The organism is Demequina sediminis, assembly GCF_030296675.1.
Classification (GTDB): Bacteria; Actinomycetota; Actinomycetes; order Actinomycetales; family Demequinaceae; genus Demequina; species Demequina sediminis.
Genome location: NZ_AP027736.1, coordinates 2,054,116 through 2,069,929, shown reverse-complemented (window position 1 = coordinate 2,069,929; position 15,814 = coordinate 2,054,116). Strand labels below are relative to the sequence as shown.

Below are 15,814 nucleotides of genomic sequence, written 5' to 3'. Positions count from 1 at the left end.
GCCACCCGCCCGCGACGGCCACCGGGGCAGGGGGACAACCTCGCCGAAATGGCCTGTGAAAGGCGCCAGATCGGGCCTCAGAGCCACTAGAATGAGCCGAGATAGCACGCGACCCCTCTCGGGGCGCGTCAGCGGCTTGAAAGGCGAATCTGTGGCGAATGACCAGGCGCGGGCTAATGAGCCCGCCTACGGCGCCGAGAACATCACCGTCCTGGAGGGCCTCGAGGCCGTTCGCAAGCGCCCGGGCATGTACATCGGCTCGACGGGCGAGCGCGGACTGCACCACCTCGTGTACGAGGTGGTCGACAACTCGGTCGACGAGGCGCTCGCCGGATACTGCGACACCATCACCGTGACGCTGCTCGCGGACGGCGGTGTGAGGGTCACCGACAACGGACGCGGCATCCCCGTCGACATGCACCCGACCGAGGGCAAGCCCACGGTCGAGGTGGTCATGACGATCCTCCACGCGGGAGGCAAGTTTGGCGGCGGCGGCTACGCGGTCTCGGGCGGTCTGCACGGCGTGGGTATCTCGGTCGTCAACGCGCTGAGCTACAAGGTCGAGACCGAGGTCAAGCGCCAAGGACACGTGTGGCGCCAGACCTTCGCCGACGGTGGCAAGCCGCAGGGCACGCTCGTCAAGGGCGAGGCGACCGACGAGACCGGAACCCAGCAGACGTTCTGGGCCGACCCCACGATCTTCGAGACCACCGACTTCGACTACGAGACGCTGCGTGCGCGCTTCCAACAGATGGCCTTCCTCAACAAGGGCCTGTCGATCACGCTGACGGACGAGCGCCCCGAGCACATCGCGCCGGCGGACGATGCCGAGGGCGACGAGGCGCCGACGTCGCGCGCCGTGACCTACCGCTACGACGGTGGGCTGGTCGACTACGTCACGCACCTCAACGCGACCAAGAAGGCGGAGCTGGTCCACGCCGAGGTCATCTCCCTCGAGAACGAGGACACCGAGCGCAAAATCTCGCTCGAGATGGCGATGCAGTGGACCAACGCCTACTCGGAGTCCGTCTTCACGTACGCGAACACGATCTCCACCACCGAGGGCGGCACGCACGAGGAAGGGTTCCGTGCGGCGCTGACCACCCTGGTGAACAAGTACGCGCGCGAGAAGGGCATCCTCAAGGAGAAGGACGATAACCTCACGGGCGACGACGTCCGCGAGGGACTCACCGCGGTGATCTCCGTCAAGCTGGGCGAGCCGCAGTTCGAGGGACAGACCAAGACCAAGCTGGGCAACACCGAGGCCAAGACCTTCGTGCAGCGCGTGGTCAATGAGCAACTCACGGACTGGTTCGACGCGCACCCCAACGAGGCACGCGACGTGATCCGCAAGGCGATTCAGGCCTCGCAGGCGCGCATCGCCGCCCGCAAGGCGCGCGAGGCGACGCGGCGTAAGGGACTGCTCGAGTCCGGCGGCATGCCGGGCAAGCTGTCGGACTGCCAGAGCCGCAACCCCTCCGAGTGTGAGATCTTCATCGTCGAGGGTGACTCGGCGGGCGGCTCGGCGAAGGCCGGCCGCGAGCCCTACAACCAGGCGATCATGCCGATCCGCGGAAAGATCCTCAACGTCGAGCGCGTGCGCCTCGACCGCGCGCTGTCGAACCAGGAGGTCCAGGGCCTCATCACCGCGTTCGGAGCGGGACTGGGTGAGGACTTCGACATCACCAAGGCGCGGTATCACAAGATCGTGCTGATGGCCGATGCCGACGTCGACGGCCAGCACATTCGCACCCTTCTGCTGACGCTGCTCTTCCGCTACATGCGGCCGCTGATCGAGGCCGGGTACGTCTACCTCGCGCAGCCGCCGCTGTTCAAGATCAAGTGGACCAACGCGGACCACGAGTACGTGTACTCCGACAGGGAGCGCGACGCGGTCATCAAGGACGGCACCGCGAACGGCAAGCGCATCCCCAAGGAGAACGGCGTCCAGCGCTACAAGGGTCTGGGCGAGATGAATCACGAGGAGCTGCGCGTCACCACGATGGATCCGGCGACGCGCACCCTGCTCCAGGTCACCATGGATGACGCCGCACAGGCGGACGAGATCTTCTCGGTGCTGATGGGCGAGGACGTCGAGTCCCGCCGCAGCTTCATCCAGCGCAACGCGAAGGACGTGAGGTTCCTTGACATCTGAGAACCCCGAGGCCGTGCAGCACGGCCGGATCGAGGCGGTCGACCTCAACACCGAGATGCAGCGGTCCTACCTGGACTACGCCATGTCGGTCATCGTGGGCCGCGCGCTACCCGACGTCCGCGACGGACTGAAGCCCGTGCATCGTCGCGTGCTCTACGCGATGTTCGACGGCGGCTATCGCCCCGACCGCGCGTTCTCCAAGTGCTCGCGCGTGGTCGGCGACGTCATGGGCAAGTACCACCCGCACGGCGACAGCGCGATCTACGACGCGATCGTGCGCATGGTCCAGCCGTGGTCGCTGCGCTACCCGCTCATCGCGGGCCAGGGCAACTTCGGCTCCGCCGGCAACGACGGCGCCGCGGCCTCGCGATACACCGAGTGCAAGATGGCCCCGCTCGCCATGGAGATGGTGCGGGACATCGACAAGGACACGGTCGAGTTCGAGGACAACTACGACGGCCGCGAGCAGGAGCCGACCATCCTGCCGGCGCGCTTCCCCAACCTGCTCGCGAACGGCTCGGCCGGCATCGCGGTGGGCATGGCCACCAACATCCCTCCGCACAACCTGCGCGAGGTGGCCGAGGGTGTGCAGTGGCACCTCGACCACCCTGACGCGAGCCGCGAGGAACTGCTCGAGGCGCTCATCGAGCGCATCCCCGGCCCCGACTTCCCCACCGGCGCGACCATCCTGGGCCGCAAGGGCATCGAGGACGCGTATCGCACGGGCCGCGGCCTCATCACGATGCGCGCGGTGGTCAACATCGAGGAGATCCAGGGACGCATGTGCCTGGTCATCACCGAGCTGCCGTATCAGGTGAACCCCGACAACCTCGCGATCAAGATCGCGGAGCTCGTCAAGGACGGCAAGGTGTCCGGCATCGCGGACATCCGCGACCAGACCTCCGGCCGCACGGGTCAGCGCCTCGAGATCGTGCTCAAGCGTGACGCGGTCGCGAAGGTGGTGCTCAACAACCTCTACAAGCACACGCAGCTGCAGGAGACGTTCGGCGCGAACATGCTCGCGATCGTCGACGGCGTGCCGCGCACGCTCGCGCTCGACGGGTTCATCCGTTACTGGACGGCTCACCAGCTCGAGGTCATCCAGCGCCGCACCGCGTACCGCCTGCGTGAGGCGGAGCGCGAGGCGCACATCTTGCAGGGCTACCTCAAGGCGCTCGACGCGCTCGACGAGGTCATCGCCCTGATTCGTCGCTCGCCGTCCGCCGACGAGGCGCGCGTGGGACTCATGGAGCTCCTCGACGTCGACGAGGTGCAGGCGACCGCGATCCTCAACCTCCAGCTGCGCCGCCTCGCGGCCCTCGAGCGTCAGAAGATCACCGACGACTACAACGCGTTGATGACGGAGATCACGGATCTGCGGGACATCCTCGCGTCCGAGTCGCGTCAGCGCAGCATCATCTCCGAGGAACTGAGCGAGGTGGTCCGCAAGTACGGCGACGACCGCCGCACCGAGATCAGCCCGTTCGAGGGCGACGTGTCGATCGAGGACCTCATCGCCGAGGAGGAGGTGGTGGTCACGATCACCCGCGGCGGCTACGTCAAGCGCACGCGGTCCGACCAGTACCGGGCGCAGAAGCGCGGCGGCAAGGGCGTGCGCGGGGCGACGCTCCGCAATGACGATGTCGTGGATCACTTCTTCGTGACGACCACGCACCACTGGCTGCTGTTCTTCACCAACCTGGGTCGCGTGTACCGCGCCAAGGGCTACGAGCTTCCCGAGGGCGGCCGTGACTCGAAGGGTCAGCACGTCGCGAACCTGCTCGCCTTCCAGCCGGGCGAGGAGATCGCGCAGGTGCTCGACCTGCGCTCGTACGAGGACAAGGACTTCCTGGTCCTCGCGACCAAGCGCGGCCTGGTGAAGAAGACCGAGCTCAAGGCGTACGACTCGAACCGCAGCGGCGGCCTCATCGCGATCAACCTGCGTGAGGTCGAGTCCGAGGACGGCGAGCTCAAGCCGGACGAGCTCGTGTCCGCGCGACTGGTCTCCGAGACCGACGACCTCATGCTCGTGTCGCGCAAGGGTCAGTCCCTGCGCTTCACCGCGACCGACGAGGCCCTGCGTCCCACCGGACGCGCTACGTCGGGCGTCAAGGGCATGAGCTTCCGCGGCGACGACGAGCTGCTCGCGATGGATGTCGTGACGGAGGGCTCGTTCTCGTTCGTGGTGACCGAGGGTGGCTTCGCCAAGCGCACCGAGATGACGGTCGAGAACTACCGTCAGCAGGGCCGCGGCGGACTCGGCATCAAGGTCGCGAACCTGCAGGAGGCGCGCGGCGACCTCGTGGGTGCGCTCCTGGTCGAGGAGGCGGACGAGGTCCTCGTGATCATGGAGTCGGGCAAGGTGGTGCGCTCCGCCGTGGCGGAGGTTCCCGCGAAGGGACGCAACACCATGGGAGTGATCTTCGCCAAGCCGGCCAATGGCGACAGGATCATCGGCATCGCCCGCAACGTCGAGCGCAACCTGGACGCCGAGGAGGCTGTCGAGGAGGCCGTCGTGGAGGCCGCTGAGGGTGTCGCCGAGGGCGTCGCCGAGGGCGAGACGGTCGAGTCCGGCGACTCGGCCACGGAGGCACCCGCCGCCGAGTAACACGTGACAGCACAGGAGGGGCCGGTCAGCAGACCGGCCCCTCCTGCTGTGTACGCGTCGGCTCCGCCACACGCCTTCGCGGCTCCGCCACACGGGCCTCGGCGTGTCGTCGGCGTGTCGCGGTTGTGGAGGCCGTTGGGGGCCGATGCTGGGGCGGCTTGTGTGGCGGAGCCACAGGTGAGCAGTCTGTGGCGGAGCCACAGTTGAGCAGTCTGTGGCGGAGCCGCAAGTGAGCGCGGTGTGGGTCGGGTGACCTAGATAAACAGCGTGGTGCCCGACTCGTTGGCCTCACCAAGGAAGGTCGCGACGCCGCCCAACTCGACCCCCTCGAGGAGGTCGGACTGCGCGATGCCCAGCAGGTCCATCGTCATCGTGCACCCGATGAGCCTCGCCCCGGCCTGTTGTGCGGATGCGATGAGCTCCGGCAGGGGCTGGACGTCGTGCTGCTTCATGACGTTCTTGATCATCGCGGTGCCCGCACCGGCCATGTGCATCTGCGACAGCGTGAGCTTGTCCGCACCGCGCGGCATCATCGCCCCGAACATCTTCTCCATCGCCTTCTTCTCCCGCCTGGGTGGGTCGACGCGGCGTAGCGCGTTGAGGCCCCAGAAGGTGAAGAACATCGAGACGTCGTCGCCCATCGCGAGGGCGCCGTTCGCGATGATGAAGGCGGCCAGCACCTTGTCGAGGTCGCCCGAGAAGACCACCATCGAGGTCTTGTTCTTGCCCTGCGGGGACGATGCCGTCACGGGGGCCACCCCTCCCTTGCGGAAGGTTGCCACGTAGCCCGGCCCCTTGGGGTCCATGCTCACGAGGGTGTGACCGTTCTTCGAGGCCCATGCGGGACCGTCGAGCGCGAAGCCCGGATCGGAGACGGTGACGCGGATCTCGTCACCGGCGTTCGCCGCCTTCATCGCGCCTGCGAGACGCATGATCGGTCCCGGGCACGCGAGTCCCGTGCAGTCGAGGTCCGTGGTTTGTCCCGTCGCCGCGGCCACCGACGAGGCGACCGAGACCTTCTCGGCGTAGTTCTCCATCGGCGGCTGTGGCTCGTAGGACTCGGCGTGGCCGTGGATGTGGGTGAAGGTGGTCGAGCCGCCCGACAGCGTCGCGACATCCGCGAAGCCGCTCTGTACCAGGATGCGGTGCGCAAGGTAGGAGCGGAATCCCACCGCGCAGTACAGCCGCACGGGCTGCGTGCGGTCCCAGTCCGCGATGGCGTCGCGGAACGTGGCGAGCGGGACGTTCTCGGCGCCGGGGATGTGCCAGATGTCGTACTCCTCGGGCGTGCGCACGTCGACCAGTCGCGTGCCCTCGGTCGCGGAGGGGAAGTCCTCGGAGTACCAGAGGGTGAGGTCGCCGCGCAGCACATTGGAGGCCACGAAGCCGGCCATGTTGATGGGGTCCTTCGCGGAGCCGAACGGCGGCGCGTAGGCGAGTTCCTGCTCTTCGAGGTCGTAGACCGTGAGTCCGGCGCGGATCGCCATCGCGAACAGGTCGAGTCGCTTGTCGACGCCGTCGAAGCCGCACGCCTGAGCGCCGAGGACGCGCCCGTCGTCGGGGGAGAACAGCACCTTGATGTGCATCATCGCGGTGCCCGGGTAGTAGCCGGCGTGACCCGAGGGGTGGACGTGCACCACGCGGTACTCGACACCCGCGGCGTCGAGCTGCCGCTTGGTGGCTCCCGTGCCGCCAGCGACCATGTCGAAGACCTTGACGATGCTCGTGCCCTGGGTCGAGCGATAGTGCGTGTCGCGCCCGCAGATGTTCTCCGCCGCGACGCGCGCTTGACGGTTGGCCGGTCCCGCGAGCGGCGCCAGGTACGAGCCGGGAAGGACGGGGTGAGGAGTCTCGACCGCGTCGCCCGCCGCCCAGATGTGGGGATCCGACGTGCGCATGCCGGTGTCGACCTTGATGCCGCCGCGCTCGCCCAGCTCGATCCCGGCCGCCTTGGCGAGGTCGACCGCGGGCCGTACGCCAGCGGCGAGGATGACGAGGTCTGCCTTCACCGTGGTGCCCGAGGTGAGCTCGACGCTGACCCTGTTCGGACCGTCGGAGTCGGCGAGCGGCTGAAAGGCGGCCGCGGCGGTGGACAGGTGCAGGCCTATGCCGCGCGAGCGCAGGTGCTGCTCGACGGGGGCCGCGATGTCGGAGTCGACGGGAGGCAGGATCTGGTCGGCGAGCTCGACCACGTCGACGCGCACACCCCGGTGGTGGAGGTTCTCGGCCATCTCGAGGCCGATGTATCCAGCACCCACGACGACGGCCGTCACGACGCCCCGGCGGCCCGCCTTCTGAGCCGCGAGGGCATCGTCTAGGCGCGACTTGATGCGATCCATGTCGCCGATCCTGCGCAGCACCTCCACCGCAGGGTGGTCGATGCCGGGCAGGGGTGGGCGCACGGGCTCGGCGCCCATGCACAGTGCGAGCTTGTCGTAGGACTCGGTGTACTCCTTGCCCGAGTCGACCTCGCGGACCGTGACGGTGCGCTTCTTGCGGTCGATCGCGATGACCTCCGTGCCCACGCGAACGTCGAGGTTGAGGGATTCGCGCAGGCTCTCGGGGGTCTGGAGCAGCAGGCGCGAGCGCTCCGTGATGACCTCGCCCACGTGGTACGGCAGGCCGCAGTTCGCGAACGAGACGTGGTGGCCGCGCTCGAAGACGACGATCTCCGCCTGCTCATCGAGGCGGCGTGCGCGTGCGGCGGTGGATGCTCCGGCGGCGACTCCGCCGACAACGACCAGCTTCATGATCCCTCCTGGGGTATATGGCTCTGATCTCGACGATAGCCCCGGGGGTATATCGCGAGGAGGGTCGAAGGTCACGCCCACGGCCCACCAGCACGGCTCCCCAGCCCTCCCTCAGTCCTCCCTCAGTGCTCGCTCAGCCCTCCCCCAGCGCGGCTCCGCCACACACTTTCGCGGCTCCGCCACACGCGCGCGACCATGGCCGTCCCATGACGCGCTCCGACCGGCCAGAACCGACCACCACGGTCCCACTGGGGTCGCGGCGTGTGGCGGAGCCGCGGGGACAGGCCAAGGAAAGATTTGAGTTACTCAAAAGAAGCCACTACGGTGGAGGCATGATCCCCGTCGACGCACCCGCGCTGCTCCGCGGCGCAGGCCTGCGCGTCACTGCGCCTCGCGTCGCGATCCTCGAGACGCTCGCGAGCCGCCCGCATTCGTCGGCCGATGCCGTCCACGCCGCGGTGGGCTCCGGGGCCGGCGGGCAGGCCCCCGAGGTCACGCTGCAGACCGTCTACAACGTGCTGCACGACCTCGCCGAGCACGGACTGGCCCGTCGCATCGAGCCGGCCGATCACCCCGCGCGCTTCGAACTGCGCGTGGGCGACAACCACCACCACGTCGTGTGCACGCGGTGCGGAGAGATCGCCGACGTCGACTGCGTCGTCGGTCACGCACCGTGTCTCACCCCCTCGACCACCCACGGCTTCACCCTGACCGAGGCCGAGGTCACGTTCTGGGGGTGTGCGCCGCCTGTAGCGGAGCATCGTCCCCCGTCATCCCCCACTGAAGGAGCAGCAATGTCCCAGCACTTCACGACCACGAACGCGGGCGCGCCCGTCGCCTCGGATCAGCATTCGCTGTCCGTCGGCACCGACGGACCCATCTCGCTCACCGACCACTACCTGGTCGAGAAGCTGGCGCAGTTCAACCGTGAGCGCGTCCCCGAGCGCGTGGTGCACGCCAAGGGCGGCGGCGCCTACGGCACGTTCACGGTGACGAACGACGTGTCCGCCTACACGCGTGCCGCGCTGTTCCAGCCCGGCGTCGAGACCGAGATGTTCGCGCGCTTCAGCACGGTTGCCGGCGAGCAGGGTTCGCCCGACACGTGGCGCGACCCGCGCGGCTTCGCGCTGAAGTTCTACACGTCCGAGGGCAACTACGACCTGGTGGGCAACAACACGCCGGTGTTCTTCATCAAGGACGGCATCAAGTTCCCCGACTTCATCCGTTCGCAGAAGCGCCTGCCCGGCTCGCACCTGCGCGACAACGACATGCAGTGGGACTTCTGGTCGCTGCAGCCCGAGTCGGCACACCAGGTGACGTGGCTCATGGGTGACCGCGGCATCCCGCGCTCGTGGCGCGAGATGAACGGCTACGGCTCGCACACCTACCAGTGGATCAACGCCGCCGGAGAGCGCTTCTGGGTGAAGTACCACTTCATCTCGGAGCAGGGCGTGCACAGCCTGGGCAACGACGAGGCCTCGCAGCTTGCCGGGTCCGATGCCGACCACCACATCCGCGACCTCTACACGCACATCGAGGACGGCGACTTCCCGCGCTGGACGCTGTACGTGCAGGTCATGCCCTACGCGGACGCGGCGACCTACCGCTTCAACCCCTTCGACCTCACCAAGGTGTGGCCCAAGGCGGACTACCCCCGCATCGAGGTGGGCGTCATGGAGCTCAACCGCAACCCCGCGAACTACTTCGCGGAGGTCGAGCAGGCCGCGTTCGCGCCGTCGAACTTTGTCCCCGGAATCGGCCCGTCGCCCGACAAGATGCTGATGGCGCGCATCTTCTCGTACGCGGACGCGCACCGCTACCGCGTGGGCACCAACCACGCGCAGCTTCCCGTCAACGCGCCCAAGAACGCCGACCCGCACGGTCACTCGTATGCGAAGGACGGCGCGATGCGCTACTCGTTCGCCTCGCCCGAGACCCCGGTCTACGCGCCCAACAGCACGGGCGGCGCGCACGCCGACCCGGCCCGGGCGGCGGAGTCGGGCGGCTGGGAGACCGATGGTGAGATGGTGCGCGCCGCAGCGACGCTCCACTCCGAGGACGATGACTTCGGCCAGGCGGGCACGCTGTATCGCGAGGTCTTCGACGATGCCGCACGCGCGCGCTTCCTCGACCAGATCACGGGTCACGTGGGCGCGGTGGTCTCCGACGAGATCCGCGAGCGGGCGATCCAGTACTGGACGTCCGTCGACGCGGGCCTGGGTGCGCAGCTGCGTGCGGCGCTGGCCGCCGAGGGTGCCCCGATCGAGGCCGGCGAGCCCGGCACCGCCGCGGAGCCCGTCCAGGTCTGACGCGACGTTCGCCTCCGGCCCGGTCCCCGTCGCGGGGGCCGGGCCGGAGTTGTGTCCGGGACCGGCGCGCGCTGCTTCCGCGCTGGCCTGCTCAGCCCTCCTGGAGCGCGCCCGCGGGACGGCGGTTCGTCGCGCCCGTCGCTCCGGTGGCGGCGCGAGGCCACGCCCACGCGGACCTCAGGATGACCGCCAGGATCGCGAGCTCGAGTCCGATGGAGAGCGCGTAGAAGGCGGCCCACTCCCACGACTCCCCCACGGCGTTGAACACTGTGACGGGCACGTACAGCGAGGCGACGATCAGGTTGACCGCCCGGCTCGCGCGCGGGCGCAGCGTCATCGAGAGCATCACCATGAGCGACGGGATCGCGATGAGCGCGAGGAATCCGGTCATGAGAGCCGGGCTGATGTCGAACTCGAAGACGACTCCGTTGGAGATCCCGTCGATCGTGCCGGGCTTGTAGAGGTGGAAGTAGTCGACGTAGACGTACAGGAGCATGAAGCTGGTCCACGCCGCGGCCAGCTTGGCTTGCACGGGGAGGGCGGCGTGGTCGAGGTGGTCCGCAGACGCGGGTCGGGTGGTCATGGGGTTGTCCTTCGTGTGGGAGTGGTCCGTTCGCCGGAGTGGCGGCCGGTGGTGGCGTGCCTGGGTACGGGCGGGAAGTGTCGCGGGACGCCGCCGCCTCGGGGCTTCGTACACCGTGTGCCGTACACCGTACGTCGTACGCTGTACTATGTGCAGTACACCGTACGATTGTCAAGGCCAGAGATCGAGTGAGGAGACCCGTGACTGCACCGCAGCGGCGCCCCGAGGGCTCGGAGCCCGGGCTGAGCAAGCAGCTGGTGGTCGCCGAGGCCCTCCGGCTCGCCGACAGCGAAGGCGTCGACGGACTGAGCATGCGTCGGCTGGCGCGCGACCTCGGTGCGGGCGCGATGTCGATCTACCACTACGTGGCGAGCAAGGACGAGCTGCTGGACGCCATGATCGACATCGTCTTTGCCGAAATCGATCTGCCGCCCGAGGACCTGGACTGGCAGGCGGCGATGCGGCTGCGGGCGGCCTCCGCCCGGCAGGTCCTCGCACGACATCCATGGGCCATCGCCTTGATGGAGTCGCGCACCACGCCGGGGCCCGCCAACCTCCGCCACCGCGAGGCGGTGACTGCCTGCCTGCGGCGGGCCGGCTTCGGCATCGTCATGGCGGCGCATGCCAACTGGTTGCTGGACAGCTACGTGTACGGGTTCGCGCTCCAGGAGGCGAGCCTCCCCTTCGACACCGCCGGCGGACTCGCGGACCTCACCGAGGACGTCTACCTGCCCCAACTCCCTGCCGACGAGTTCCCCTACCTCCACGAGTCGGCGGCCGCGCTCATGGCCGACGGCTATGAGCCGGCAGGCGAGTTCGACTTCGGCCTCGACCTCATCCTCGCGGCGCTGGAATCACTCAGGGCGCGGGGATAGCGACGGGACGATGCCGTGGCGGCCGCGCCCGAGCGTGACCTCCGCACAGGGCTCGGTTACGCTTAGACGGATGTCCGCGCGCCCTCGCGCGGAGGACGAGACCGCAGACGCGTGTCAGATGACAGGGAGCCTGGATGAACGCGGACGACCGCACCACGCCGCCGAGCAGGGGCCTGTACACCCCCGTCCGGCCGAGCCGACCACCGGGTCCATCCCGGCGAGGCGTGCGTTCATGCCCGTGTCCCCTGAGGCTCCCGCCACTGCACCCACCACCGGGCAGACGCCGACCACTCCCCAGCCTCCCGCCGCGCCGCAGGCGCCCGCGCAGGCTGCCCCCGCATCGTCCGCACCCACCACCGGCTCGATCCCCCAGCGCACCCAGCTGCGCCCGCAGTCCGCACCGGGCGGCATCCCCACGACGTCCGCGCCGCAGTCCGCGCCTGCCGCTCCCGCCCCGGCCACTCCGGCGCCCGCCGCTGCGCCCCGCGAGGAGCACTCGCCCCTGCAGGGAGCGCTCGGCACGGGCACCGCGAAGCTCAAGGATCTCGCGGGCCGCGCCGCGGAGAGCTTCAAGGCGGGCGATGACCTCGCGACGCCGTCGAGCAAGGGTGGACCGCGCAAGGCGCGCGTCCTGCTCTCTCGCGTGGACCCGTGGTCCGCGCTCAAGCTGGGCTTCCTCATGTCGATCGCGCTGGGCATCATGCTCGTGGTCGCGGTCTTCGTCATCTGGAACGTGCTCAACGGCATGGGCTTCTTCGCCCTGGTCAACGAGTGGGTGCTGCAGCTCTTCACACCCGAGAACGAGATCAACATCATGCAGTTCTTCGACCGCAACAAGGTCATGAGCGCGGCGATCCTGGTCTCGGTCGTGAACGTGGTCCTCATCACCGCGCTCACGACGATCGGCGCGTTCCTGTACAACGTGGTCTCCTCCGTCGTGGGCGGCGTCTACGTCACCCTCACGGACGACTAACAGGGGCGACTGCCTCACGCACGGCCCGCGGCGGGCGCGATTTTGGTTCGCGCCTGGCCTGCGGTATCGTTTATCGCCGCGGCACTGACGCCGCGGGACGGGCCCATAGCTCAGGCGGTTAGAGCGCTTCGCTGATAACGAAGAGGTCGGAGGTTCAAGTCCTCCTGGGCCCACCGAGGTGATGCGATGAAGATGACGCTGATTCTGGCGGCCGCCGTCGCGGCGGGAGCCGTCCTCTACGTGCTCGTCACCGAGAACTCGCATCGCGACCTATGGGACGATGTCCATCACCCGGTCAGATGACCACCGGGGGCCTTAGCTCAATTGGTAGAGCGCCTGCTTTGCAAGCAGGAGGTCAGGGGTTCGATTCCCCTAGGCTCCACGTAAGTTGAGAAAATCGAAACCTGCCCCGTCTGATGGCGGGGCAGGTTCGCGTCCGGGCCCGGATCGGTCGTCCCACCGCTGTGAGCGTGGGCCAGGACGGTCGCTGCGGGCTCGGCAGGGACGAACGTGACGTTCTCGTCTTCGTCGACGACGATCTTGGTAAACAGCGCACGGTTCAGCATGCGGCGTTCAGTAGGTTCGCATCGGGCGTAGAGGTCGCCGAGGTCGGTCAGGACGCCGAGGATCTGATCGAGCCCGTCGTGGGCATCGCGGTAGGTGGTCGCGAGCGCGTCGAGGCGGTTGGTGATCGCGTCCAGACTGGTGCGGATACGGTCCTGTTCGGTCTTGAGCAGATCAAGTGGGATCGCGTCGGCGTAGTGGGCCTGGACGAGCTTGAGGCGTTCGGCCTCCAGCTTGTCCCGCTGCGTTTCGAGGAGCTTGCGTTCGTTGTCACTGGAGGCTTCGAGCTGGCTGAACACTCGGTGCAGCACCGACGCGACGTGCTCGGCCTCGGTGGCGGCGAGGCCGTTGGTGCCGTAGTCCCGGTCGATCCGGTCCTCGACCCGTGGCGCCAGCACGGCGGAGCGGGTGCAGCCCTTCTTCTTCCGCCTGCCGGAGCAGGTGAAGTACTCGTACCGGTCGCCGTTCTTGTCCCGGGGCCGTTCGATCATGAGCTTGGCCCCGCACGAGCAGTACAGGTTGCCTTTGAGGTAGTGGTCGTACTTCTGCGGGCGCTCGCCGACGGCGTTCTTCGCGTCGAGCTGGGTCTGCACGCGCAGCCAGGTATCCGAGTCCACGAGTGTGGTGTGGGCACCGTCGTAGGTGACGCCGCGGAAGGTGACGGTGCCCTGGTAGTAGGGGTTCGTCAGGATCTTGTGCAACGCCGTGGTCGTCACCGGACGGGCCGGCTGGGACGGTGTGGGGCGTGTAGTGAGCCCGCGGGTCTTCAACTTCCGGGCGAGAGAGGACAGCGACTCCTCCCCGGTGGCGTAGGCGGTAAACGCGAACCGCACCAGCTCGGCCCGCTCGGGGTCGACCTGCACGTCACGGACCTCGCGGCCCTTGGAGTCAGTGGTGCGCACGTTGAGGTAGCCCAGTGGCGCCTTCGTGGGGGTACCACCGAGGGTGGCCTTCTGGACCATGCCCTTGGTGACCTCCTGGGCGAGGTTGAGGGAGTAGAACTCCGCCATCGAGGCGAGAATGCCGTGCATCAGCATCCCCGAGGGCGTCTCATCGGTGTTCTCCGTCACCGAGACCAGGATGATGTTCGCACCCCGCAGAGTGGCGTGGATGATCGCGTCATCCAGCCGGTTGCGGGCGAGCCGGTCGACCTTATTGATGATGCAGTACCGCACCGGATTCGCAGACAGGTAGTCGAGCATCTCCTGCAACGCACGCCGCCGCGCCGTCTTGGCCGACTCGCCCGGTTCGATGAACTCCTTGACGATGACCGCGCCGAGCTGCTCGGCCTTCCTGGCGGCCGCTTCACGCTGGGCCGGGATGGACAGTCCTTCTTCGAGGCCGTTACGGGTGGCCTGGTCCTTGGTCGAGACCCGCAGGTAGGAGACCGCCGGCACCAGCCCTTCGGCCAGCGGCTCGTCAGCTTTCTGGGATGGGCCAGGGTTGCCTGCGGCCAGAGCGCGCAGGGCGCGTAGGTCCAGGCCGGAGGGGAGGTCGGTGAGCGTCATCAGGGTGACCGCCTTTCAGATGCCCGACGGGTGTCGGGCGGCTGGGGCGCCGGGTGGCGGTCACGTCAGATTCGCGAAAAGAACACCCCGAGGTGCGGGGTTTACGGTCGGGTGCCAAGGGCGCCGTGATCGTAGTTCGTACCCTCCAGTCTACCTCCGCGACTGGAGCAGACCGCGGAGGTGTTGGCCGGTGTCTCCGGTGGCGGTGCCGTCCCCAGCAGCACGCAAGGCGAGACGGATGAGGACCTCGGCGACCTTCTCGGCGTCGATCTGCTCCCGCTCGACAAACCGCACCCGCACCGGCCGGTCCGCGTCGGCCCGGCCGGTCTTGCGGTCATAGGAACGCACCATCGCCGTGCACCCACTCGTCCGACCCGCGCGCGTCACCGTCAGCGGCTCGGGCGTGGAGGGAAGCGTAGAACTTCTCCTCGGCGTCGCGTCGGCGGGCGAGGTCGGCGTTGACGAAGGCCACGAAGTCCGCGTCCCGGTCAGCGATCAGGCGCTCCTCGACCGGCTCGGGGGCGTCATCGCCGGGCCAGACGGCCTGACGGGTCGGACGGTCACGATCGACCCTGGTGCCCGAGGCGGCTACCCAATCCCGCAGCCGGAGCCTGGCTTCGGCGAAGTCGTGGTGCCAGCCGATCGCTGCTGACCCGTCTTGTTCGGGGTCGTAGCTGCACAGCCAATGCAGGTGCAGCGCGGACAGCTCCCACACCAATTCGGTGTGGCGATACCAGAAGGGCGGAACCACGCTTGCGGGTAGCCCGTAGGCGTGGCGCAGCCAGTCCACCCAGGCGTTCAGCTCCCGCCACTCGATCACGGCCTGCTTGGCGGTCAGCAGGTTCCAGTTCACCGGGTGCGGGGGCTCGTCGAGCACTCGCACCTCGGCCGCTGTCTGGTCCGTGGGGTCAGACAGCGCAGCGGGATCGGCTGGCGGCGTGTCGGGTTCGGGCTCGTCCGGCTCCGGCGGGACCGCAGGCGCATGCTCACTCATCGCCGTGGCCTCCGGTCACAGTCCGAGCGCGAGCTGCCGGCTCGCGCTCGCGCTGCGGGAGGGCTCGGTCCGCGTCGACGCGCTGCGTGCTGGTCCGTCACGGCCCGCGTCCCGGTCAGGGGCGGGCTCGTCGCGGCGGGTGCGCGCGACGTCGTAGGTGGTGCGGGCGGTGTCGTGGCCGATCTTCTTGGCCACGAACTCCTCACCCTCGATCTGCTGCCCGTCGCGGGTGTAGGAGTACTCGTGGGCGTAGCCCTCGGCGACGAAGCTGTCGCCCTTCGCGAACCGCTCGTAGGCGCGCTCGGCGGACGCGCGGTAGATCACGAGGTTGTGGAAGTCGGGCTCGAGCTTGGTGAACGACCCGTCCTGCTCACGTCGGTAGTTCTCCTGCCCGACCCGTGCGTAGAACCTCGCCTCACCCTTCTCGGTGTAGGTCAGCTGCGGATCGGTCGCGATGAACCCCGTCAGAGACTGCTGCGTACGAATAGTCATGGG

At 68.4% G+C, this 15,814-nt stretch carries 10 protein-coding genes, 2 tRNA genes and 2 pseudogenes; 8 read left to right on the top strand and 6 right to left on the bottom strand.

Features of this window, described 5'->3' with window-relative positions; genetic code table 11:
- The first annotated feature begins 91 nt into the window (after positions 1-91).
- On the top strand, positions 92-2,155 hold the full coding sequence (gene gyrB / locus QUE44_RS10585) for a DNA topoisomerase (ATP-hydrolyzing) subunit B (protein ID WP_286214490.1): 2,064 nt from the start codon (positions 92-94) through the stop codon (positions 2,153-2,155).
- Positions 2,145-4,763, top strand: coding sequence for a DNA gyrase subunit A (gene gyrA / locus QUE44_RS10580; RefSeq protein ID WP_286214489.1), 2,619 nt, complete (start codon positions 2,145-2,147; stop codon positions 4,761-4,763). Before gyrB ends, gyrA begins: the two co-directional genes overlap by 11 nt.
- A 254-nt stretch (positions 4,764-5,017) precedes the next feature.
- Here the strand turns inward: gyrA and QUE44_RS10575 are convergent, their stop codons facing one another.
- On the bottom strand, positions 5,018-7,513 hold the full coding sequence (locus QUE44_RS10575) for an FAD-dependent oxidoreductase (RefSeq protein ID WP_286214488.1): 2,496 nt from the start codon (positions 7,511-7,513) through the stop codon (positions 5,018-5,020).
- Positions 7,514-7,530: 17 nt separating this feature from the next.
- Here QUE44_RS10575 and QUE44_RS14175 point away from each other — a divergent pair.
- Positions 7,531-8,157, top strand: a pseudogene (locus tag QUE44_RS14175) (Fur family transcriptional regulator); the annotation flags it as partial.
- Positions 8,158-8,307: 150 nt separating this feature from the next.
- Positions 8,308-9,822 (top strand): catalase, encoded by a 1,515-nt coding sequence (locus QUE44_RS10570; RefSeq protein WP_345378837.1) that lies wholly within the window; start codon positions 8,308-8,310, stop codon positions 9,820-9,822.
- Between the two features lie 91 nt (positions 9,823-9,913).
- On the opposite strand, the gene QUE44_RS10565 is transcribed toward QUE44_RS10570, so the two are convergent.
- Complete coding sequence (locus QUE44_RS10565; protein WP_286214484.1) at positions 9,914-10,405, bottom strand: DUF6326 family protein; 492 nt, start codon at positions 10,403-10,405, stop codon at positions 9,914-9,916.
- A 200-nt stretch (positions 10,406-10,605) separates the two neighbouring features.
- Here QUE44_RS10565 and QUE44_RS10560 point away from each other — a divergent pair, with 200 nt between their 5' ends.
- The 4 genes from QUE44_RS10560 to QUE44_RS10545 all read left to right on the top strand — a co-directional run bounded on the left by QUE44_RS10560 (position 10,606) and on the right by QUE44_RS10545 (position 12,635).
- Positions 10,606-11,280: a TetR/AcrR family transcriptional regulator gene (locus QUE44_RS10560; RefSeq protein WP_286214482.1), complete on the top strand. Its 675-nt coding sequence runs from the start codon at positions 10,606-10,608 to the stop codon at positions 11,278-11,280.
- 232 nt (positions 11,281-11,512) lie between these two features.
- The gene (locus QUE44_RS10555; RefSeq protein ID WP_286214481.1) at positions 11,513-12,253 is read left to right on the top strand and encodes a DUF3566 domain-containing protein; all 741 of its coding nucleotides are present in this window, start codon (positions 11,513-11,515) and stop codon (positions 12,251-12,253) included.
- Positions 12,254-12,352: 99 nt separating this feature from the next.
- Positions 12,353-12,426 (top strand) — tRNA-Ile (locus QUE44_RS10550).
- Between the two features lie 136 nt (positions 12,427-12,562).
- Positions 12,563-12,635: transfer RNA gene (locus QUE44_RS10545), tRNA-Ala, on the top strand.
- Between the two features lie 610 nt (positions 12,636-13,245).
- Here QUE44_RS10545 and QUE44_RS14170 read toward each other — a convergent pair.
- The 4 genes and pseudogenes from QUE44_RS14170 to QUE44_RS10525 all read right to left on the bottom strand — a co-directional run.
- Positions 13,246-14,325, bottom strand: a pseudogene (locus QUE44_RS14170) (recombinase family protein); the annotation flags it as partial.
- Between the two features lie 150 nt (positions 14,326-14,475).
- Positions 14,476-14,676: a hypothetical protein gene (locus QUE44_RS10535; RefSeq protein ID WP_286214479.1), complete on the bottom strand. Its 201-nt coding sequence runs from the start codon at positions 14,674-14,676 to the stop codon at positions 14,476-14,478.
- Positions 14,660-15,319 (bottom strand): hypothetical protein, encoded by a 660-nt coding sequence (locus QUE44_RS10530; RefSeq protein WP_286214478.1) that lies wholly within the window; start codon positions 15,317-15,319, stop codon positions 14,660-14,662. The genes QUE44_RS10535 and QUE44_RS10530 overlap by 17 nt, the downstream gene beginning before the upstream one ends.
- 15 nt (positions 15,320-15,334) lie before the next feature.
- Entirely contained in the window at positions 15,335-15,811 is a 477-nt protein-coding gene (locus QUE44_RS10525) for a single-stranded DNA-binding protein (RefSeq protein WP_286214477.1), read from the bottom strand.
- Positions 15,812-15,814 lie beyond the last annotated feature (3 nt).

Excerpts from the sequence above, each read along its gene's own strand:
- gyrB (WP_286214490.1), top strand. The coding sequence starts at position 92 with ATGAGCCGAGATAGCACGCGACCCCTCTCGGGGCGCGTCAGCGGCTTG.
- QUE44_RS10575 (WP_286214488.1), bottom strand. The coding sequence starts at position 7,513 with ATGAAGCTGGTCGTTGTCGGCGGAGTCGCCGCCGGAGCATCCACCGCC.
- QUE44_RS10570 (WP_345378837.1), top strand. The coding sequence starts at position 8,308 with ATGTCCCAGCACTTCACGACCACGAACGCGGGCGCGCCCGTCGCCTCG.
- QUE44_RS10565 (WP_286214484.1), bottom strand. The coding sequence starts at position 10,405 with ATGACCACCCGACCCGCGTCTGCGGACCACCTCGACCACGCCGCCCTC.
- QUE44_RS10555 (WP_286214481.1), top strand. The coding sequence starts at position 11,513 with ATGCCCGTGTCCCCTGAGGCTCCCGCCACTGCACCCACCACCGGGCAG.
- QUE44_RS10535 (WP_286214479.1), bottom strand. The coding sequence starts at position 14,676 with ATGGTGCGTTCCTATGACCGCAAGACCGGCCGGGCCGACGCGGACCGG.
- QUE44_RS10530 (WP_286214478.1), bottom strand. The coding sequence starts at position 15,319 with ATGAGTGAGCATGCGCCTGCGGTCCCGCCGGAGCCGGACGAGCCCGAA.
- QUE44_RS10525 (WP_286214477.1), bottom strand. The coding sequence starts at position 15,811 with ATGACTATTCGTACGCAGCAGTCTCTGACGGGGTTCATCGCGACCGAT.